General features: G+C 44.9%; 17 protein-coding genes and 5 tRNA genes. 17 read left to right on the forward strand and 5 right to left on the reverse strand.

Annotation, left to right across the window (positions count from 1 at the left end; genetic code table 11):
• From NC238_11280 to NC238_11310, 7 genes are all read left to right on the forward strand, one after another.
• Entirely contained in the window at positions 1-645 is a 645-nt protein-coding gene (locus NC238_11280) for an O-methyltransferase (GenBank protein ID MCM1566504.1), read from the forward strand.
• Between the two features lie 96 nt (positions 646-741).
• Positions 742-1,437, forward strand: a complete 696-nt coding sequence (locus tag NC238_11285; GenBank protein MCM1566505.1) for a TIGR01906 family membrane protein — start codon at positions 742-744, stop codon at positions 1,435-1,437.
• 79 nt (positions 1,438-1,516) lie between these two features.
• A complete protein-coding gene (rph, locus tag NC238_11290; protein ID MCM1566506.1) occupies positions 1,517-2,251 on the forward strand; it encodes a ribonuclease PH in 735 nt (244 codons plus the stop codon).
• A gap of 20 nt (positions 2,252-2,271) precedes the next feature.
• The gene (locus tag NC238_11295) at positions 2,272-2,865 is read left to right on the forward strand and encodes an XTP/dITP diphosphatase (protein MCM1566507.1); all 594 of its coding nucleotides are present in this window, start codon (positions 2,272-2,274) and stop codon (positions 2,863-2,865) included.
• Positions 2,866-2,952: 87 nt separating this feature from the next.
• Positions 2,953-3,029 (forward strand) — tRNA-Pro (locus tag NC238_11300).
• Positions 3,030-3,057: 28 nt separating this feature from the next.
• Positions 3,058-3,134, forward strand: a tRNA-Arg gene (locus NC238_11305).
• Between the two features lie 51 nt (positions 3,135-3,185).
• A tRNA-His gene (locus tag NC238_11310) sits at positions 3,186-3,261 on the forward strand.
• 542 nt (positions 3,262-3,803) lie between these two features.
• Here NC238_11310 and NC238_11315 read toward each other — a convergent pair.
• Complete coding sequence (locus NC238_11315; protein ID MCM1566508.1) at positions 3,804-4,964, reverse strand: aminotransferase class V-fold PLP-dependent enzyme; 1,161 nt, start codon at positions 4,962-4,964, stop codon at positions 3,804-3,806.
• A 202-nt stretch (positions 4,965-5,166) separates the two neighbouring features.
• Here NC238_11315 and yedE point away from each other — a divergent pair, with 202 nt between their 5' ends.
• From yedE to NC238_11330, 3 genes are read left to right on the forward strand one after another with little or no spacing between them, the layout of a single operon-like run.
• Positions 5,167-6,243 (forward strand): YedE family putative selenium transporter, encoded by a 1,077-nt coding sequence (gene yedE, locus NC238_11320; GenBank protein MCM1566509.1) that lies wholly within the window; start codon positions 5,167-5,169, stop codon positions 6,241-6,243.
• Positions 6,244-6,303: 60 nt separating this feature from the next.
• Complete coding sequence (locus NC238_11325) at positions 6,304-6,507, forward strand: sulfurtransferase TusA family protein (protein MCM1566510.1); 204 nt, start codon at positions 6,304-6,306, stop codon at positions 6,505-6,507.
• A 34-nt stretch (positions 6,508-6,541) separates the two neighbouring features.
• Positions 6,542-6,790, forward strand: coding sequence for a DUF3343 domain-containing protein (locus tag NC238_11330; GenBank protein ID MCM1566511.1), 249 nt, complete (start codon positions 6,542-6,544; stop codon positions 6,788-6,790).
• Between the two features lie 397 nt (positions 6,791-7,187).
• Here NC238_11330 and NC238_11335 read toward each other — a convergent pair whose 3' ends face one another.
• On the reverse strand, positions 7,188-10,076 hold the full coding sequence (locus tag NC238_11335; protein MCM1566512.1) for a cell wall-binding repeat-containing protein: 2,889 nt from the start codon (positions 10,074-10,076) through the stop codon (positions 7,188-7,190).
• A gap of 180 nt (positions 10,077-10,256) precedes the next feature.
• On the opposite strand from NC238_11335, the gene NC238_11340 reads away from it, so the two are divergent.
• The 7 genes from NC238_11340 (at position 10,257) to clpX (ending at position 16,635) form a co-directional block, all read left to right on the forward strand.
• Positions 10,257-11,024 (forward strand): IclR family transcriptional regulator, encoded by a 768-nt coding sequence (locus NC238_11340; protein MCM1566513.1) that lies wholly within the window; start codon positions 10,257-10,259, stop codon positions 11,022-11,024.
• Positions 11,025-11,308: 284 nt separating this feature from the next.
• A complete protein-coding gene (locus tag NC238_11345; protein MCM1566514.1) occupies positions 11,309-11,926 on the forward strand; it encodes a hypothetical protein in 618 nt (205 codons plus the stop codon).
• A gap of 112 nt (positions 11,927-12,038) precedes the next feature.
• Positions 12,039-12,112: transfer RNA gene (locus NC238_11350), tRNA-Gln, on the forward strand.
• A gap of 10 nt (positions 12,113-12,122) precedes the next feature.
• Positions 12,123-12,207: transfer RNA gene (locus NC238_11355), tRNA-Leu, on the forward strand.
• 303 nt (positions 12,208-12,510) lie between these two features.
• Positions 12,511-13,668: a glycosyltransferase gene (locus NC238_11360; protein MCM1566515.1), complete on the forward strand. Its 1,158-nt coding sequence runs from the start codon at positions 12,511-12,513 to the stop codon at positions 13,666-13,668.
• A 313-nt stretch (positions 13,669-13,981) separates the two neighbouring features.
• Complete coding sequence (gene tig, locus NC238_11365) at positions 13,982-15,331, forward strand: trigger factor (protein ID MCM1566516.1); 1,350 nt, start codon at positions 13,982-13,984, stop codon at positions 15,329-15,331.
• A 50-nt stretch (positions 15,332-15,381) separates the two neighbouring features.
• Entirely contained in the window at positions 15,382-16,635 is a 1,254-nt protein-coding gene (clpX, locus tag NC238_11370) for an ATP-dependent Clp protease ATP-binding subunit ClpX (GenBank protein MCM1566517.1), read from the forward strand.
• A gap of 221 nt (positions 16,636-16,856) precedes the next feature.
• Here clpX and NC238_11375 read toward each other — a convergent pair whose 3' ends face one another.
• From NC238_11375 to NC238_11385, 3 genes are read right to left on the reverse strand one after another with little or no spacing between them, the layout of a single operon-like run.
• A complete protein-coding gene (locus NC238_11375; protein MCM1566518.1) occupies positions 16,857-18,053 on the reverse strand; it encodes an adenosylcobinamide amidohydrolase in 1,197 nt (398 codons plus the stop codon).
• Between the two features lies 1 nt (position 18,054).
• Positions 18,055-19,326, reverse strand: coding sequence for a heme ABC transporter ATP-binding protein (locus NC238_11380; GenBank protein ID MCM1566519.1), 1,272 nt, complete (start codon positions 19,324-19,326; stop codon positions 18,055-18,057).
• Positions 19,327-20,376 (reverse strand): iron chelate uptake ABC transporter family permease subunit, encoded by a 1,050-nt coding sequence (locus NC238_11385; protein MCM1566520.1) that lies wholly within the window; start codon positions 20,374-20,376, stop codon positions 19,327-19,329.
• Positions 20,377-20,386 lie beyond the last annotated feature (10 nt).

The following is a 20,386-nucleotide window of genomic DNA, read 5'->3' on the forward strand; positions in this document are numbered from 1 at the left end:
TTGTTCTATCCTTTTGAATTGGAAAAGTACCTCGAGGAATTACTTCCTGCCAGAGATGAACTGCTTCGTGAGATGGAAAGCGTAGCTTTGGAGGAAACGATTCCTGTGGTTACACCGGCCGTGGGTCATTTTCTTCAGCTTATGGTAAAGATGACAGGTGCAAAACGCATCATGGAGATTGGTACGGCGATTGGCTACTCCACTGTCTATCTGGCCAGAGGCGCAGCCGAGACTGGAGGAAGGGTTTTTACGCTGGATATGAACAGAGGGAGGCTCAACAGAGCCAAAGAGTATCTGAAAAAAGCCGGTCTTACCCATTTGGTTGATTTCAGCTGTGAGAATGCGCTGCACTGTCTGCCGAAACTGACGGAAACATATGACTTGATATTCGTGGATGCAGCCAAAGGTGAGTACCTGGATTATCTTGATCTTATCGCACCACTTATTTCTCCCGGTGGTGTTCTGGTGGCGGATAATGTTCTATTCAGGGGCTGGGTTGTGCCTGATTCGGTTTTTGACCGGAAATATGATAGAATGGTCGGTTGTATGAGGGATTTCCTGCAGCGCCTGGCCTGTTTGCCGGAATTTGAGGTGAGCGTGCTTCCATTCGGCGACGGTATTGCGCTGGCCAGAAAGAACAAGTAGGAATTCGGGCAAGATATGAAGTCAGGATTAACGTATTTAACTAGGATATTTGGTTAATGTATTGGGTAAGGATATTAGGATATACGAGGAGAAATGATGTCAGGTAAGAAGGCTGCGAACGGGTTTCTTGCAATTGTCAGCGGATTGATTCTGATTACTATCATCTTGCTGACGGTGATTGAACAGTGCGTCTTTGATCTCAATTTCTTCCGGTCGGAATATGCCAGACTAGATACGGTATCTGTGACTGGGATGCCGGAAAAGGATCTGATGGTGACGACCACGGAACTGCTGGCTTATATCCAGGGGGACAAGGATAACCTTGAAATCCGTGGAGAGATTAACGGTCAGGAAAGACAGGTGTTTAATCAGCGGGAAATCGTCCATATGGCAGATGTTCAAAGGTTGTACTTGGGCAGCCGCATGGTCCGTAACACAGGCTTGATTATCCTGCTTCTGTTTCTGATCTTACTAAGGGTAAGCAGTGGGAAGAAATACTTTCGTTCCTGGGCCGGTGGTTTTCTGGCCGCGGCAGTCATATTTCTTTGTGTATTTGGGGCAGTAGGGATTGCGGTCTGGCGGGATTTTCAAGTGTTCTGGGACAACTTTCACTATCTGATTTTTACAAATGACCTTTGGCTGCTTAATCCGGAGACCGATATCCTGATCCAAATGGTGCCGCAGCAGTTCTTCTTTGATTTGGTTGTCAGGATTCTGGCTCTTTTTACTTCTGCCGTACTGATCCTCGCTCTTGTTGCTGCAAGAATTTGGTTCGCCTATCAGAAAGTATAAGTACCGTTGTGCTTGATGACCGGTCATACAATTGATAAATATCAATAATTTTTTGAGAACAGAAAGGAAGCTCGATAATATGCTAAGATTTGATGGAAGACAACCCGATGAAATCCGGCCTGTGAAGATTACCAGGAAGTTTACGGACCTTCCTGAAGGCTCCGTCCTGATTGAGGTTGGGAAAACCAGGGTGATTTGTACGGCTACTGTTGAAGATAAAGTACCGCCATTTAAAAAGGGGACCGGCAGCGGCTGGGTTACAGCGGAATACGCTATGCTCCCGAGGGCGACGGCCGTGCGCAATCAGCGTGAAGCCTCCAAGGGAAAATTGGGTGGAAGGACAATGGAAATCCAGCGACTGATCGGCAGGGCACTGCGTTCCATTGTGGATCTGAGTAAACTGGGGGAAAGGACTATCTGGCTGGATTGTGATGTTCTGCAGGCAGACGGTGGGACTAGGACAGCTTCGATTACGGGTGCTTATGTTGCCCTGGCTGATGCTGTCAATTACCTGCTGAAAAATCAATTAATTAAGCAGGACCCTTTAACGGACAGTATTGCGGCCATTTCTGTAGGTAAAGTAGATGGGGTACCTGTAGCCGATCTTGCCTATGAGGAGGATTCCAAAGCCGAAGTTGATATGAATATTGTGATGACCGGTTCGGGGCGTTTTGTAGAGATTCAGGGTACTGCAGAAGGTCAGCCGTTTGACCAAGAGGATCTGAATGCATTCTTAAACCTCGGGGAATCGGGTATTCAAAAACTCAGCGCTTTGCAGAAGGAAGCTCTGGCCAAAGAGCTTCCGGTAGCCTAGTCCGAAGGAGGTCTGTAAGGATGCAGGTCTTGCTTGCAACAACGAATAAGGGCAAAATAAAGGAACTAGAGGGATTGCTTCATAACGAAAAAATCAAAATTTTATCGTTAAGCGATCTTCAGGATTACCAGGAGGTTGAAGAGACCGGCATTACATTTGCCGAGAATGCTTTTATCAAGGCGCGGGCTGCCTGTGCTGCAGGCCAAATGATTACGCTGGCAGATGATTCAGGGCTTGAAGTCGATGCGTTGGCTGGAGCTCCCGGTGTTTTTTCAGCACGCTATGCCGGAGAGCCGAAAAATGATGAGCGTAATATCGAAAAACTCCTAGCAGACCTGGAAGACGTGCCTGAGGAAAATAGGACTGCCCGCTTCCGCTGTGCGTTGGCTATCGTCTGTCCTGACGGCCAGGAATATCTGACGGAGGGAGCGATTGAAGGAAGAATACTGACCGTAAAAATCGGAACCGGCGGGTTCGGTTATGACCCTGTGTTTTACCTGCCTGACCTTCAGAAAACGATGGCGGAGCTCAGCTCGGATGAAAAAAATTGCCTCAGCCACAGAGCGCAGGCTTTTGCGAAAGCAGTTCCATTGTTGACAACGTTACTGAAATAATTTTTTATTATTCTGAATGTGAAATTAAAAATGCTTCTTGACTAGTTTTTTCTCTTGGGATATACTAATCATTGTCACAAAAAGCGGCGGGGTATAGCGCAGTTTGGTAGCGCGCCTGCCTTGGGAGCAGGAGGCCGGGGGTTCAAATCCCTCTGCCCCGACCATAATGAAATGCTGCGGTGACCGAAACGTGCGCCTGTAGCTCAGCCGGATAGAGCATCTGCCTTCTAAGCAGGTTGTCGGGAGTTCGAATCTCTCCAGGCGCGCCATTTTTCATTGAGCGTGCATTTCTCGAAAACAAATGATGTAATTCAGACATGGTGGATGTGGCGAAGTGGTTAACGCACCGGATTGTGGCTCCGGCACTCGTGGGTTCAAGTCCCATCATTCACCCCATATAAAAAGATTAAGCTTTATCGCAAGATAAAGCTTTTATTATTAGGAATGATGGGACTTGAACAGAAAGCGCGCCCTGTAGAAGCGTTTTCCGGCTATGGGAGGTGGCCGATCATGCAAACTCCGCTTCATAGCGGTAGGCCATCCATGGCCGTCGGAAAAAGGAAATGCGACCTATGGAAGCATTTACCCGCCCCGGCGTGATAGCCACGAAGCGGCGGAGCAAGTCCCATCATTCACCCCAAAATCGTAAAGCAGTGTGTACCAAGGGTTTCAGAGATTAGCAAGAAGTTGCAAAATCACGTAATCCGGTCACCGAAAATAGACAGTCCGGCATGAATAACTTCCAAATCAAAAGGAGGTTATTTTTTATGTCACGTATGCGTAAAATAATCAACAAGACTACGCAAAGAATTGGGAAACATCATTAAAAAACTATCTTGCTTATAGTAGCGCAAAACAAAAAAGTAAACGTACCTTACAAGATTTATTCTAAGCCCATATTTGCTATGCTAAGGTGCTAATTGCAATTGCCGCAAAGATTAAAGTCCATCAGTAATTCTCCTAATGGCTTCAATTGAATAATCCACTTCCTTGTTGGTATTATAGTGCCCAAATGAGAAGCGTAGAGTTCCAGTTGGATAAGTTTTCAATGTTTTATGGGCATTTGGAGCGCAATGCAAACCTACCCTTGTCATCACGCCATAGCGATTGTCAAGTTCAAACGAAATCTCGGCAAGATCGCGTTTGGTGGTCTGAATGGATACAACCGCTGTGCGATTGGTTATATCCGGCCTCCCAATAATCCGAATATCCGGTAATGATTTCAGCTTTTTCAAAAAACGGGCGGTCAATTCGAGTTCTTTTTCTCGAATCTTATCAATGCCTGTTTCCAATAGATACCGCAAAGCTGCATGAAGTCCGAAAATTCCCGGAAGATTCATCGTGCCTGCTTCAAATCGGTCCGGCATGAAGCCTGGTACTTCCTCTGTATGGGATAAACTCCCCGTTCCGCCGCTGATAAGGGGGTTTATTAACGGAAACATAGCTTCTGTCGTGATAAAGCCGCCGATCCCCTGCGGTCCCAGTAAACCCTTGTGTCCGGTAAAAGCGAGGGCATCAATACCCATTGCTTGCATATCGATTGGAATAACTCCAGCCGTCTGGGCGCTATCAATAATAAAAGCCAACCCCTGTTCTTTGCAAAAACTGCCTACTTTCTGAATAGGAAGAAGTGTCCCGCAAACGTTGGAAGCGTGGGTCATGACGATCGCTTTAGTGTTCGGCCTGAGTAGCCTGGGTACTTCTTCGAACAATAACTCTCCATCCTCAGTACAGGGAATCCTATCAAATTCTACTCCGGAAGTTTGAAGCTGGATCAAAGGCCGCATGACCGCGTTATGTTCCATTGCTGAAACAAGCACATGATCGCCATTTTGCAAGAAGCCTTTTAAGATCATATTTAAACTAGTTGTGATATTTGGAGTGAAAATAACGTTTTTACAGTTGGGGTAATTGAATAACTCACAAATGAGTTCTCTGGTTTCAATCACAATTTCATCCGCTGTATAGGCACTTTCGTAGCCACCCCGACTGATATTTGCACCGATACTCTGCATGTAGTGCACTACTGCAGCAGAAACTGAAGCTGGTTTAGGAAAAGTTGTACAAGCATTATCAAAATATATTTTGGTGAGATTCATTTTTTCCCTTTCTAACTGATGTTATTCAGCTTATATTATAGCTCAATTTTGTTGCGTTAATATATTCGAATAATCTATTCATAAAGACTTTTATTATTGAAAATTTCAATTTTTTTTTATAAACCTATTATGGTAATATTATCTCCATATGTTAGACACATAATGTCTAAATAATGATATTACAGAAGGAGGTCATTGAAGAGTGATCAAAAACGAAAAGATTGTAATTGTTATCGCTGGAATTATCATTGGTATTATTTCTGTCACACTGGTACTTCTAGGCAATCCAGCCAATATGGGCTTTTGTATTGCCTGCTTTGTCCGCGACACAGCAGGTGCGCTGGGTTTGCATCGGGCCAATGCCGTCCAATACATACGACCGGAAATTATTGGTTTGGTTTTGGGATCCTGTCTGATGGCTTTAAGTAAAAAAGAATTCTCACCGCGAGGTGGTTCTTCCCCTTTAACGCGGTTTATTCTTGGATTTTTTGTTATGATCGGAGCGCTGATGTTCCTGGGATGCCCCTTCCGGATGATTCTACGACTTGCCGGCGGAGACTTAAATGCTCTTGTTGGCTTGGTTGGATTCATCTGTGGCATTTTAGCAGGGATATTCTTCCTTAACAGGGGCTATACATTAAAAAGAACCTATAGTCTTCCGAAAATTGAGGGAGTCATATTCCCGGTGATACAAATTGTGTTTCTTTCTTTGCTCTTGGCAGCGCCTGCCTTTATTTATTTTACGGAAGCAGGAGCCGGTCCCGGAGCCAAACATGCCGCGATCGCAATTTCTCTAGCTGCGGGTATCCTTGTTGGTATCTTAGCGCAAAGAACCCGACTTTGCATGGTTGGCGGCATTCGGGATCTAGTATTATTTAGAGAATGGAAATTGTTGCTTGGTTTTCTGGCTATCCTGGCATCTGCTTTTGTTATGAATACCGCTACCGGTAACTTATCCGTGGGATTTGCCAATCAACCCATTGCCCATACGGATGGTTTATGGAATTTTCTCGGTATGCTTACGGTTGGTTTTGGCTCGACACTTCTTGGAGGCTGTCCGCTTCGGCAAATGATTCTTGCCGGGGAAGGCAATACGGACTCCGTTATTACAGTGATTGGCCTATTTGCCGGTGCAGCCTTTGCGCACAATTTTTCTTTAGCTTCTTCAGCTAAAGGACCTACGACCAACGGCATGATCGCGGTCGCTATTGGTTTGGTTGTCATGCTGATAATCGCTGTGGTCAACACCCGGAAGGCCGCTGCAACTGTGAATAATTGACATACGCTTTGATATTTATTCAAATGTAAAAAATTACATTACATTGAGAGGAGAATTGACATGCTCGATGCAAGAGGCCGTTCATGTCCAGAGCCTGTTATCATGATCAAGAAAGCAATGGCTTCCAACGAGGATGAATATGCCATACTGCTTGACAACCGTACCTCTTTGGAAAATGTCTCACGTTTTGCGAGAGTTGCAGGATATCATAGTGATTATACTGAAGAAAATGGGATCTTTACATTGAAAATAACAAAAAAATAATAATGTAGCACAAACATCGAAGGGAAATCCACTTATGGAATACATCGCAACCTTTTATTCGCATTATGGCGCGATGCGCTTTAAAAAAAAGTGTATAGCCAATAACCTTCATGCGGTCGTAATGCCTGTTCCCAGAAGTCTCAGCTCTTCTTGCGGCAGCTGCGTCAAGTATGAAGATCACCGGGACTTTGTTGCACCGGAAAATCCGGATGAAGAGATTGAACAAATAGTCTGCATTGAAACAACCGGGTACCGGCAGGTATATAAGGCTAAAGGAGCATAATTGCTTATAGTTTGTTTCTAACCCAAGTATAGTTATAATAAATACTAATTGTGAAATTAATTACTTGTATTCTATAAAATAATTAGTTAAAATCCAGGTAGGTTAAGAAATCAAATACAGCATGAGAAACGGTGTTTTTCAAAGGTAAAAGCCCGCAAACACGCATGGATTATGGCTTGTGGTATCGCGGCAGTCACAGAGTGATTGTGGCTCCGGCACTCGTGGGTTCAAGTCCCATCATTCACCCCATATAAAAAGATTAAGCTTTATCGCAAGATAAAGCTTTTTGATTACCCGCCTCGGCGTGATAGCCGCGAAGCGGCGGAGCAAGTCCCATCATTTTTTTTAATCATGGGGTTCGTCAGTAACCTGACCCCTTTAGGGCGGTGTAGATTTTTTATGGTGATGCTGCCTGCGTCGTGGCGGATGCTTTCGCGGATAGACCGCTCTGGCCGCTGCTGTTTAACGCAACAATTTTATAATAATAGGTTGTCTCCGGATCTAAGCCTGTATCCGTGTAAGGGGGCGCTGCCACATTTTCCGCTATCGGATTATAGGTGCCTTCGGAAGAGGATGCCCTGTAAACGATATAGGAGCTTGCACCGGTGACCGGAGTCCAATCCACAACAATCTGGCTGGAATTATCGGCTGTTGCCGTCAGATCTAATGGTACGGACGGAAATGTGATGGTATTTGCTGTTAAAGAATAAGGGCCATCTCCGGCGCTGTTGGAGGCCAAAACTTTATAGTAATAGGTGGTTCCTGCATCCAGACCCGTATTGGTATAGGAGGTTGAAGATAAAGTCGTGATACGTGTATAAGTTCCGGAAGCAGAGTGAGACCGGTATACGGAATAAGTCGGGTCTCCGCTTACGGCGGACCAGGACAGCGATATCTGCGAAGAGCTTAGCGCTGCAGCAGTCAGATTTGCTGGAGCAGTTGGCACACTCGAGGCAAGGGTAGTGGCACTGGTGACCGCCGAATAGGCACTGCTGCCGGCAGTGTTCACAGCCAGGACTTTGTAGTAATAGGCAGTACTCGCGGTCAGACTGCTGTCTGTATACGCATTGGTTGTGGTCGTGGCCATAAGCGTGTAAGTCCCTGATACTGAATTGGCTCTGTATATGGAATAAGTATCTGCTTCGCTGACCGAAGACCAGGATAGGGAAATCTGTGTTGAGCTCTTTGGCACAGCAGTGAGATTATCAGGAATGGAAGGAACGCTGGCAGCAATGGTTTTGGCACTGGCAATGGCAGAATAAGAACTCGAACCGACACTGTTTGTGGCCAGCACCTTATAATAATAAGTCGTATTGGCTGTCAGACCACTATTGGTATAAGAAGTAGCGGTAATGGTCGTAAGCAGAGAATACGGTCCTGATGCTGAGGAAGACCGGTAAATGGAATAGGATGCTGCCCCGCTGACAGCGGACCAGGAAAGTGTGATCTGACTGGTACTTTTCGGTGTTGCCGTAAGATTTGCCGGGGCAGACGGGATGCTGAGCGCAGTCGTGGTGCTAGCAACAGGTGAAAAGGCGCTCGATCCGGTACCGTTCGTAGCTTTTATCTTATAGTAATATGTTGTGTTGGGGGATAGTCCACTATTGATATACGAAGTCGAGGAAACTTTTGCAATCTGATAGTAAGACCCATAGTAGGAAGAAGCGCGGTATACAGCATAGGAAGTGGCACCGTTTACTGTTGGCCAGGATAACGCGATCTGACTGATACTTTGCGATTTCGCTGTAAGATTTGGCGGAGCAGCCGGGACAGAAGCAATATCGTCTAAAAGGGTGTTCACGACGTTTTGCGGTATCACGGCTGTACCACCGAAGACAATCAATTTGCTGATCAGATTACTTTTTTGATTGATATAATTCCCGACAGAAGTGTTGGTCAGACTGTTGACCAAAATAACGGGGGAATTTGTCTGTGCTGCCAAGGCCGAACCTGCGAGCGCATCGGGAAATGATTGCCCGGTTGCGATACAGCAGGCGGCCAGATTAAGTTGAGCTGAAAATTCATCGATAATTTTAAGGTTGGTTTCATAGCGGTCAGCACCACTCAGCCTTTTCCCCGCAGGAAGAAGATTTAAAACACTGGTGCTGATGACACCGGTTCCGCCAACAACATATGTGCTGGTGACATTTTGCAGAGCTTGCTGGATGTTACCGGGCAAGCTGTTTTTAGCTGTAAGCAGGATCGGAATTTCTTTGATCGCGGCGATAGGAGCGGCAGATAAAGCATCCGCAAAGTTTTCACCCGTTGCAATGATTGCCTGGTTATAGCTTCCCAGCGTCTGGGCAATTCTGGCCGAGGTATCATAGCGGTCAGAACCGGCAATCCGGGATATGGATATTCCCATATAATAGATCTCCCGTTCCACACTTGTGGAGATGGCTGAAGTCCCACCGATAAGAAAGACATGTGAGACGTGCAGACGGGAAAGTTCGGTCCTGGTCTTGGTGCTTAATGATTCGCTGGAGGTCAGCAGAATAGGAGCATTATATTTAGAGGCGAGCGGAGCGCTGCATAAGGCATCCGGATAATTTTCACCATTGACAATGATGGCGTAGTTGGAAGAACTCCAGCCATACTGGGAAATCAGGGCGGATGTTTCATATCTGTCACTGCCTGACAAACGATTGGAGGTTATGAAAGAGGATCCTGGACTGCCGGCGGCTGCATTAACGATATTGGAAAAATAGTCTGTGCCGGAATTCCCCATAGCTTTGATCTTGTAATAGTAAGTATTGCCTGATGTCAGGCTGCCATCCGTATAATTGGTATAGAACGTCGAGGCAATCTCCGTATAGGCCCCTGAATACGAAGCTGAGCGGTAGACCGTGTAAGAGGTTATTCCGCTGATTGAATTCCAGGAAAGATAGATTTGCCCTGGTCCGGAGGATTTCGCTGAAAGACTTGAGAAAGAGGAAAGGGTCGTGGCGCCGGCATAGGAAGAAAGTAAACTTGTTTCATTGTTGTCGACAGTCTGGATCTTATAGTAATAGGTTTGATTGGAGGCCAAACCGGTGTCGGTATATTGGTTTGTGGTAACCGAATTAGTAAAAGTGTAGGTTCCGGAATGGGAAGTTGATCGGTAGACATTGTACTTGTCTGCGCCGCTTACTGCAGTCCAGGTTAACGCAATTTCATTTGGACCGAGTGCAGAAGCGGATAAGTTTGTCGGAGCGGACAAGGCAGCGGCAGAAATCTGAGGCATAGTCAAGAAACTGACGAGGAAGCATAAGAGTATCACCAATGATTTGGATTTGATTTCTCCCATATGATATTCACCTCCCGTTGCATTCTCTTTTAAAGAATCATGAAACAATTATACCATTTTTTGGTTTATCATCTGTAAATTATATGTAAATCTTTTAGAATATTCAATTTAAATTTTTATTGTTATTCTTAGTAAAATCATCCATAATAGAAATCAGCAAGAAGAATGGGGGGCCTGTTTGTGACAGAAAGATATGTTCAGACTGTGGAAAGAGCGCTGGATATATTGGAAGTACTGGCCAGTTCTAGGGAATCATTTGGTGTGACTGAAATCGGCAGCAGGATAGGGCTGCATAAAAGCACGGTACATCGGATTATTCAGACTTTATGCTATCGGGGATATGTTGAAAAAGAAAAAGATAGGGAACGGTACCGTCTCGGGATAAAAATAATTGAAGTCGGCAACGCATTTTTCAATCAGCTTGAAGTCCGGAAGATTGCCGAACGCTATCTGGAAAGCCTGGCCAAAACCTTTGATGAAGTAGTTCATCTTGTCCTGCCCGACAACGGAGAAGTAGTGTTCATCGATCATAAAGAGAGTTCCCAGTTAATCGGCATGTACTCCAAGGTAGGCAGCAGAGGCTACATGCATTGTACGGCGGTTGGTAAAGCAATTCTTTCCACTTTGCCGGAAGAGGAAGTAAGGCTTATTCTGCAAAAAAAGGGTATGCCCCGTTTTACTCAGCAGACGATTACAGATCCGGAAAAACTGATCGAACAGCTGAAGGAAATAAGAAAAACAGGCATTGCAGTTGCCGCTGAAGAAACTGAAGTCGGGGTCATTAATATAGGAACACCCATTTATGATTATTCGGGTAGAACCATTGGTGCGATCAGCATTTCCGGACCCATTAATAGGCTGATGGAGAAAGGGATTGAAAAGGTCGGTCAGGAAATCAAGCGTGTTGGTCAGGATATATCCTCCAGATTAGGATATTCCGGCCGCTGATCTTACAGTACTACCCAAAAAAACGCTTGACGGAAGTAGGAAACTAGTACATAATATTAATACTATATTTTCAAATATTTCAGAATCTTTTTGTGTTGGTTTGCATAAGATAGCCAAAAGATCAGACATTAAGCTTCAGCAAAAAAATTGAAAAGATGGGGACAATGATGAAGGTTTAGTTTAAAAATGAAACAATGTTTCAGATAATAAAACAAAACTAATTTTTATAGGTATAAAATGAAACATTGTTTTATATGGTGAAACACGGTGGGGAGTGATTGATCATGATGAGGATTTCATCAATAGCTTATAATCAGGACAGAGATTGTATAGGATGTGCCATTAGAGATGAAAAGCAAATATCCACCTATATTCTGTCTTTTCAGATAGCAGACCAGCTGATGTCGCGCTATCACGGGAAATGGGGTATTTCGGGCAACAGGATTACACTTCGATTTACAGACCTAGACCATCCGCTGACGATTGATTATGATTCCGGAGTGATTAATTACGGATCCCTTACGACAGCATTTTATCATCGCTATAACCCTGCTAAGGGGCTGACGGTGCTGGTCGAGGATATCTGTTCCGACCTTGCGATCCCACAAAGTGAGCCCATTGAATATGAAGAATATTTATTTAGATTATTCGTCAAAATTGTGGAGATTTTCCATGCCCGATGCAATGTTCAGATCTTACCTGATATAAATGAAGGCAAATGGGAAATTCGTTTAGGTGAGGGGGAAGCTTCAGGCTGGATTGGGAAAGATGGAATTGCCGAGAACCGGTTTGGTGAAAAAATGGATATAAAACAATGGCAGAATCTTAGAATTGAAAAAGCAGCGCTTTATGTCTTTGGTTTTAACTCTTTTTGCAAAAACTTTCAGTGTCCAATAAAATAAGGACACTATTTTTTTGTATTAACTTTTGTTTGACAGGGCAATTTTTTTTAAGTATAATACTGTTTGCGTGTTAGAACCGTCAGCGAATTGCATAACCGATTTTCTATTCCAATGGGGTATCGCCAAGCGGTAAGGCATCGGACTCTGACTCCGACACCGGTGGTTCAAATCCATCTACCCCAGCCAACTTTTATATGCGGGAGTGGCGGAACTGGCAGACGCACTGGATTTAGGTTCCAGCGGGTAACTCCGTGCAGGTTCAAGTCCTGTCTCCCGCACCAAAATTAAGGATTCCAAGGCAGTTGACCTATAAATGGTTGACTGTCTTTTTTCTACACATTACGATCACAAATCGCCAAAATGGATGTGCCGTAACAAAGAAGTCACAGAAGAGATAACACCAAATGTAAAAAATCGAGAAAAAGTATTTAAATGTCAACCGGCAATTATTATAATATGGATGTAACAGGAATAATCCCAGATTCTTGGACCAGAATATCTTTTCATATATAATTATCTGATCCGGTTTATAATATGAATAGTAATAACACCAGATGAAAAGAGTCTTGGAGGGGGAAAAAGAAGTGTCGGGAATTTTGATTTTTTCATCAAACTATGGTGAAGGACATTTCCAGGCGGGTGAAGCACTTGCCGAAGCTTTTGGCCATCAGCCTTCTCCAATACAGGTAAAGCACTTAGATTTTGGTTCTTTTTTTTACTTTAACACGGATTATTTTATGAGGAAAGCCTACGCAACAATGATCAAGAAGACGCCGAAACTCTGGAGAATACTCTTTGAAAAGACGGCAGGACTGACTGCCGAAGACTGCCGGAAGTTTGTGCGGGGATTGGAAACGAAGAAGCTGTTAGATTGTATCTGGAAGTTCAATCCTGATGTGATTGTAAGTACCCATTTTATACCGGCTGCCATACTGGGCGAACTGAAACTCAAAGGTCTCCTTTCTGTTCCGCTGGTCACGGTGGTGACGGACTACCTTGTTCACGGTGTATGGATCCACTCCGGAACGGATAAGTATATTGTAGGCTGCAAGGATGCATGTACCAGGCTTGCGGAGGCAGGAATAGCACCCCAGAACGTGATTCAGTCCGGGATCCCTCTCCGGTTAAGATTTGAAGAAGCCATCCAACAATGCGCCGCTAAACAAAAACTGAAGCTTGACCTGAACCGGAAGACGGTACTCATCATGGGTCTTAACGGTAAACCCGTGAGCAATGTCGCAGAACTGAAGGAGATTGTCCGGAACCTGGCTCAGGATATTTCGGCACAATTATTGGTGGTTTGCGGCTACAATAAAGAGCTGTACCATGCGCTTAACAGTGAAATTCGGGAAACGAATCTCTGCATCAGACTCTACGGTCATGTCGACAATGTTCAGGAATTGATGGCAGCTTCTGATCTTATGATCACTAAAGGAGGAGCATTGACAATTTCCGAAGCACTGACCATGGGACTTCCCTTGCTGATGTACAGACCAATCCCGGGGCATGAAAAAGGAAATGCTTATTTCGTTGAACAAGCGGGAGCGGGGAAGGCTTTTGGTACCCCGGATGAACTGATCCGCTACACAGTAGAACTGTTTAAGCATCCGGCCAGACTGGAAACAATGAGTTTAGCGGCACGGATGATACTGCCGGTCAATCCTTCACAAAATGCAGCTGCCTATATTTTGACACTCAGGAAAAACACCAAAACCAATCCGTTCAAAACAGAAGCGATGTAGTACCCGGCAGAAAATCTGCCCGTCATTATATTCCGAAACAAGGATTAACAAGGCACTAGATTTAAACAGAATATCAAGCGTTTTCCTTGATTCTTTGGAAAACTTCTGATAATATTAACTGGTCAATATCAGGTTTACTGGAAAGGGGAAACGGATGTTTCCTCTTTCTAAACTTATTGCTTTTTTTCCAGGGATTTACTCTTTAGCAAGGTTTGCATTTATTTGAAAAAGGGCAGAATATCCTGGTGTGAAATGTTGATACTATTTAAATATAAAAATAAAAAGCAAGGTTAAATTCCAAGGAGGAGCGGACATGTCTGTCAAGATCGAAAAGAAGAACAATAACACCTACGAAATGGAAATTACGGTTGGGGTTGAAGAGGTTTCTGCAGCTTTTGACCGGGTAATGAAAAGAGCCGGACAGGGACTCAGCATACCAGGTTTTCGCAAAGGAAAAGCCCCTAAGCATATAATAGAAAGGTATGTTGATAAAGACGCTGTGAAAAATGAAGTGATGGAGCAGGTCTCTTACCCGGCTTTATTTGAAGCCTTTAAAGAGCATTCCATTACGCCTGTTTCCAGACCGGCTATACAGGTTGTTCAATTTGAGGCAGATAAAGATTTCATTTATAAAGTTAAGGTAGAGACAAAACCTGATGTAGAGCTGGGAGAATATAAGGGTCTTGGCATCGAAAAACAGGCTGTTGAGGTTACAGACGAGCAGGTGGCCGAAGAATTGGAACGCCGTCAAAATAGACATGCTAAACTTATTCCGGTTGAAGACGGAGAAATCATTGACCAGGATATCGTCACGATTGACTTTGAAGGATTCCTGGGTGATGTGCCGTTTGAAGGAGGAAAAGGCGAGAATCACGAGTTAACCATCGGTTCCGGCACTTTTATCCCAGGATTTGAGGAACAAATAAAAGGTTCTAAGAATGGTCAGGAACTCGAAATCAATGTTAAGTTCCCGGAAGGCTATCACAGCGAAGAGCTCTCTGGAAAAGATGCCATGTTTAAAGTCAAGATCAACGGTATTAAGAGAAAAGAACTGGCTGCTCTGGATGACGAGTTTGCCAAAGACGTCAGCGAATTTGACACGTTAGAAGAATTGAAGCAGGATATTAGAGAAAAGATGATTTTGGCTGCAGAAAACAGACGCGACAATGAATATAAGACTGAAGTTATGAAGAAGGTTGCTGAAAACGCAGTCTGTGAAATTCCTGAAGGAATGAAACAGGAACGCATTGATGCGTTGATGGAAGACCTGCAGCAGAACATGGCCTATCAGGGGATTTCCATGGAGCAGTATTGTCAGTATGTCAATACCAGCATAGAAGCGCTTCGTGAATCCTTCAGTCAGCAGGCAGCTGATGGACTAAAAACTGAACTTGTCCTTGAAGCAATTGCGGAAAAAGAAGGAATTACGGTTACTGATGAAGAAATTGAATCCGAGATTAATAGGATGGCTATGCAGTATGGCAGGACAGCTGAAGAACTGAAGTCAGCTTTTGAAGCTCGCGGTGAGATGCAGATGTTCAAAATGAGTTTAACATCAGAGCATACCGTTGATTTCCTGGTCAAGAACAATGGTATTGAACAGGAAAGTGCCGCAGCACAGAACACGGATTCGGAGAGTAATGTTGCGGAGGAAAATGAATAAGATAATTATTGCGATAATGATAAGGGAATTCTCAATAAAGGGGTGAGCATATGGCAAAGTTTAACGATGAAAAGAATCAACTGAAATGTTCTTTTTGCGGTAAAACGCAGGAACAGGTCAAGAAACTGGTAGCAGGTCCCGGGGTATACATTTGTGATGAATGCATCGAGCTCTGTAATGAAATCATTGAAGAGGAACTCCAGGATGATGTAGGCTCAGAAATTGGAGAGATTCCTAAACCCAAAGAAATCAGAAGTATTCTTGATCAATACGTTGTCGGTCAGGACGAAGCAAAAAAAGCATTATCTGTTGCAGTTTATAACCATTACAAGCGTATCAGCATTGGCATGAAGGTCGATGATGTCGAGCTTCAGAAATCCAATATTATTATGCTCGGTCCAACAGGTTCCGGTAAGACGCTGCTTGCTTCTACACTGGCTAAAGTTCTGAATGTCCCATTTGCTATAGCGGATGCAACCTCATTGACGGAAGCCGGCTATGTCGGAGAAGATGTCGAGAATATTCTCCTCAAACTGATTCAGGCTGCTGATTATGATATTGAGAGGGCAGAGCGAGGGATTATCTATATTGATGAGATTGATAAGATTGCCCGAAAATCTGAGAATCCATCCATTACCAGGGATGTATCAGGGGAAGGTGTTCAGCAGGCACTGCTCAAGATCCTGGAAGGCACAGTAGCCAGTGTTCCTCCGCAGGGAGGACGCAAGCATCCCCACCAGGAATTCATCCAGCTCGATACCACGAACATCCTGTTCATTGTCGGCGGGGCTTTTGATGGGATTGACAAGCTGATTCAAAACCGTATCGGCAAGAAAGTGATGGGTTTTGGGGCGGAAATTCAAAAGAAGAATGAAAAGAACGTCGGGGAATTCTTAAGGCAGATCCTGCCGGTAGACCTCTTAAAATACGGGTTAATTCCCGAGTTTGTCGGAAGACTTCCTGTTATTGTCACCTTGGATGCCCTAGATCAGGATGCGCTAGTCAGCATTTTGACCCAGCCCAAAAACGCCTTAGTCAAACAGTATGAAAAACTGCTGGAAATGGACGGTGTAGGGCTGGAGTTTAAAGAAGATGCGCTTAAAGCCATTGCTGAAGAAGCGATTCGCCGTAATACAGGAGCGAGGGGTCTCAGGGCGATTATGGAAGAAATCATGCTGAATGTCATGTATGATATTCCAACCCGTTCGGATGTCACCAAATGCGTCGTTACCAAGGATACGATCCTTCAGCGGATTGAGCCTGAGCTTATCACGGTGGACAACAAGAAGGAAGAATCAGCTTAAACAGAATAAATCTAAACCTATGAGATACTGTTAATAGTTTTATGCTATTGGCAGTATTTTTTGTAAACTTAGGGTTTACGTCATGTACCCTAACCGCTCTTCGGCTATTGCGCCATGGATGGCGCAATAGCCGAAGAGCGGTATTGTGGCTCACAGACTTACCCTCACATAATGGTAATGTAATATACAAAATGAAAAAACAACAATTTGAGGATACTGTTCTAGTCGAACTTCGCTGCAGCAATGATCCTTACTGTTAGCACTGCAAAGCAATGGGACATTGCCGTTATGGCATCGTCAACGGAGCTGTAGGAAATTAAGAAATCATTCAGAAAATCATGCAGGAAATCATCCGGTAAATCATAGCTTCTCCTGAGACGTTCAATGATGATTTTCCCTTCGGAGGCAGCCTGGGCAGGCGATAATAACTGCCAGTCCAATTGATCCATCAGATGGATATAGAGCGTAGCCGGGACCACTAGTTCCCCTTCGCGTTCTATCTTTATTAACCTGTTCAGGAACTTTTGCTTATCCAGCGATTCCGGTTTTCTCGATTCCGCTTGATTCAGAACTCCTGTTCGAGACGTGGATCCCTGACATTCCAGGACACCGATGCCCTTCTGGTATTCTTGCCAGAGGGTTTCTTCATTGATACCGAATCTTTTTAAGCGGTTCAGCAGGCTGAACTGGCAGACCGGGCATAGGCCGGTCTGCAGGAAAAGAGCCTCCTTCACAGCTTGTTTGACGGTGATTCCAATCAGTTCTCCCAATTTGCTGTGTTTGCCGGCATAGAAGAGCCTGGAGCCAGAGTTGCTGTTGCAGATGATGACCGTCCCGTCTGTGCCTGATCCTGTGGCGATGCCCCTAGAATAGCAACTGCCTGCCATAAGCTCCTGCAGGGCAGCCGTTTTGGCTTCTGTACAAGTCACAAGTGCTCGGGTCAGGGTCTCTTCCGGAAGATCGGCATTGATATACAGCAGAATATTAATCGTTCCAGCCGGAATGTTTACCGTTTCCCCCTGCCGTTCATGGAAGAAAGCTGGATCACCGATCCGGCCGCCGTTCATTTCGATGCCGCCGGTTACCACTGCGGTGACGGTCAGATCTTCGTAGCTTGCTGTCCGAATAGCCGCATTATTCATGGCAGCAGCTGTCAGAAGACCTGCGGAGGCTTCAGGATCAAGACCCAATTCCGTGGCAATCAGCTTCATATGTTCCTCATAGACGGTTGGAGTGATGTCACACGTCAAGCCCATTCCCGAATTAATATCGTGGTTAAAAACAAATTTCAGGTTTTCACGGTAGCCACCGTTCAAATGGGCGGTACTCAGAACCTTGCGGTCATCCTTGAAAAAAATAATGATACTGTCTTTATAGCGCTCAACGGTATCACCTGTTTCGTAAGTCCACAGAAGCAAATCATTTTCCTCCGATCCTACCTAATAGTTCCCGGATGCTTTCGAACTTCTCTGCACCATGCTGTATCATGCCGGTGAGAAGGCTGTCAGCTTTGCCACCGGTAAAATCTCCTGTGTAATCCCACTGTTCTGATTCAGGTTCCACAATCATTACTTTTTTGTTTTTAAGGTGTAAAGCCGCTGAAACTTGTTCTAAATTGACGATGTTCCCGTACCCGAAAGGAACAGACAAAACAATGATCAGGTCCGCTTCGTTTAGAAGGTCTTCATTCATGTTAAACGCTTCGGCGGAGATGGGGGCAAAAGGAGCTTCTTCTGATACGGCAATGCCAAGTTCTTTGGCTTTTTTCCAGTCCGAATCTCCAATGTTCAGGACGCCGCAGCTCACTTGATAACCGGCCTGAACCAACTGTTCCATCAGATAGACACCGCTTCCACCTCCGCAGAGTAAATGAATACGTACATCCCTGGCAGCCTCACTCCGGTCCTTCTTTTTACTTAACGGAATAATATTAAAGCGTCCGGTGATTTCATTCGTCGAAATCGCAACTTCGATATGGTAGCTGTCACGGATCTTCTGGGCTGTAAGCACTTCAACGGGACTGCCATAAGCCACAATTTTGCCTTTATCCAGAAGAATGATTCTATGGCTGAATTGGGCGGCAAGGTTAAGATCGTGCAAAACAGCGATCACGGTCAGGCCTTTAGTTTTATTCAAACGATCCAGAAGCTCCAGCAATTCATATTGGTGCTGGATATCTAAATGAGAGGTTGGTTCATCGAGCAGCAGGACTTTGGGTTCCTGAGTTAAGGCTCTGGCCACAATGACTCTTTGCCGCTCACCTCCGCTTAGTTCGTTCACAGAGCGGTCCTTCAGGTGCCAGACGTTTGTCAGCTCCATCGCCCATTGAGCAATCTCCACATCCTTTTCAGAATCGCCCTCAAATCGCTTTTGATGGGGCATTCTGCCCATCAGTACCGTCTCCATGACAGAAAAAGCAAAATCCCCTCCGGTATCCTGGGGGACGACTGCAATCGTTTTGGCAAGATCTTTTTTCTTAATCTTAAAAATATCCTGATCGTCGAGCAAGACAACCCCCTTCTGGGGAGTAATTTCTGCGGTAATATTTTTTAGCAGGGTAGACTTGCCGGACCCGTTGGGTCCAATAATGGACACAAAACTGCCCCTGCTGATTTCCAGACTTAAGCTTTCCAGAATATTTTTACTGCCGTAGGCAAATGTGAGGTTACTGGCAATGATTGAAGGCTCCACTTATATTCCTCTCTCTTTCTTTTTCTTCAGCAGATAGATGAAAAAGGGCCCGCCAAAAAGCGCGGTAATGACACCGACAGGGATTTCCTGTGAACCCATGCATGTCCTGGCAATCGTATCGGTAATCACCAAAAAAGTTCCGCCCACTAAGAAAGAGAGCGGAAGCAGGATCCGGTGATCCGGACCGACTAGAATCCTAACAATGTGCGGAACTATCAATCCGACAAAACCAATCGAGCCGCAGGCAGCCACAGCGCCAGCTGTTGTCAGTGAAGTAGCGACAAGAAGAATAATCTGCAGTTTCCCAAGATTGATACCCAGATGCTGAGCGGTACTGTCGCCAAAAACCATCGCATTCATTTCCTTGGCTAAAGTAAATAAGACAATGATGCCAATAATCGTGAACGGAGCGGCAAGCTGGATATGTTCCCAGCTCTTATTGGCAAAACTGCCCATGAGCCACAGATAGATTTTATCGATATCTTCCGTATTTAAAACCATCAGAAAAGACATGACTGCTGACAGGAACGCACTGAGTGCGACACCTGCCAGTAGCAGTGTAGTGACAACAACTTTTTTTCCAACTCTGGCCAGGGAGTAGACAATCCAGGTTGTGAGAAATGCTCCGGCAAAACTAAAAACAGGAATTTCAATCATACCCAGGAAACCGGCTGCTCCTGTAACAATGGCGACCGTGGCTCCCAAACCTGCACCTGAAGATACCCCCATCACGTAAGGATCTGCCATTGGGTTTTTAAAAAAACCCTGCAGCGTACCTCCTATAACCCCTAGGGCTCCCCCGACCAAAGCTGCCAGAATGATTCTTGGAATACGCAGAGTCCAGATAATTGTCTGGTGGACCTGTGAATAGTCTTCCGCGTGAAACCAGTGATTCAATAAAGGTACTTTGCTCAGGATAACCCCGGCACTCTCTTTAAAAGAAATGTTCGCGGAGCCAATCGTTGTGCAGAAAATGCCCACGATGACCAAAAATAAAGTGAAGATGATCAGCAAGTACTTCCAATTTTTCCTGCTTTTTAATACATCCATGATTGATAAC

Source organism: Dehalobacter sp., from assembly GCA_023667845.1.
Lineage (GTDB): Bacteria > Bacillota > Desulfitobacteriia > Desulfitobacteriales > Syntrophobotulaceae > Dehalobacter.

What these genes read in the sequence shown, in the direction of transcription:
- rph (MCM1566506.1), top strand. Translation starts at nt 1,517, where the DNA reads ATGCTAAGATTTGATGGAAGACAACCCGATGAAATCCGGCCTGTGAAG.
- NC238_11295 (MCM1566507.1), top strand. Translation starts at nt 2,272, where the DNA reads ATGCAGGTCTTGCTTGCAACAACGAATAAGGGCAAAATAAAGGAACTA.
- NC238_11330 (MCM1566511.1), top strand. Translation starts at nt 6,542, where the DNA reads ATGGAATACATCGCAACCTTTTATTCGCATTATGGCGCGATGCGCTTT.
- clpX (MCM1566517.1), top strand. Translation starts at nt 15,382, where the DNA reads ATGGCAAAGTTTAACGATGAAAAGAATCAACTGAAATGTTCTTTTTGC.
- NC238_11345 (MCM1566514.1), top strand. Translation starts at nt 11,309, where the DNA reads ATGATGAGGATTTCATCAATAGCTTATAATCAGGACAGAGATTGTATA.
- NC238_11335 (MCM1566512.1), bottom strand. Translation starts at nt 10,076, where the DNA reads ATGGGAGAAATCAAATCCAAATCATTGGTGATACTCTTATGCTTCCTC.
- NC238_11315 (MCM1566508.1), bottom strand. Translation starts at nt 4,964, where the DNA reads ATGAATCTCACCAAAATATATTTTGATAATGCTTGTACAACTTTTCCT.
- NC238_11325 (MCM1566510.1), top strand. Translation starts at nt 6,304, where the DNA reads ATGCTCGATGCAAGAGGCCGTTCATGTCCAGAGCCTGTTATCATGATC.
- tig (MCM1566516.1), top strand. Translation starts at nt 13,982, where the DNA reads ATGTCTGTCAAGATCGAAAAGAAGAACAATAACACCTACGAAATGGAA.
- NC238_11285 (MCM1566505.1), top strand. Translation starts at nt 742, where the DNA reads ATGTCAGGTAAGAAGGCTGCGAACGGGTTTCTTGCAATTGTCAGCGGA.
- NC238_11385 (MCM1566520.1), bottom strand. Translation starts at nt 20,376, where the DNA reads ATGGATGTATTAAAAAGCAGGAAAAATTGGAAGTACTTGCTGATCATC.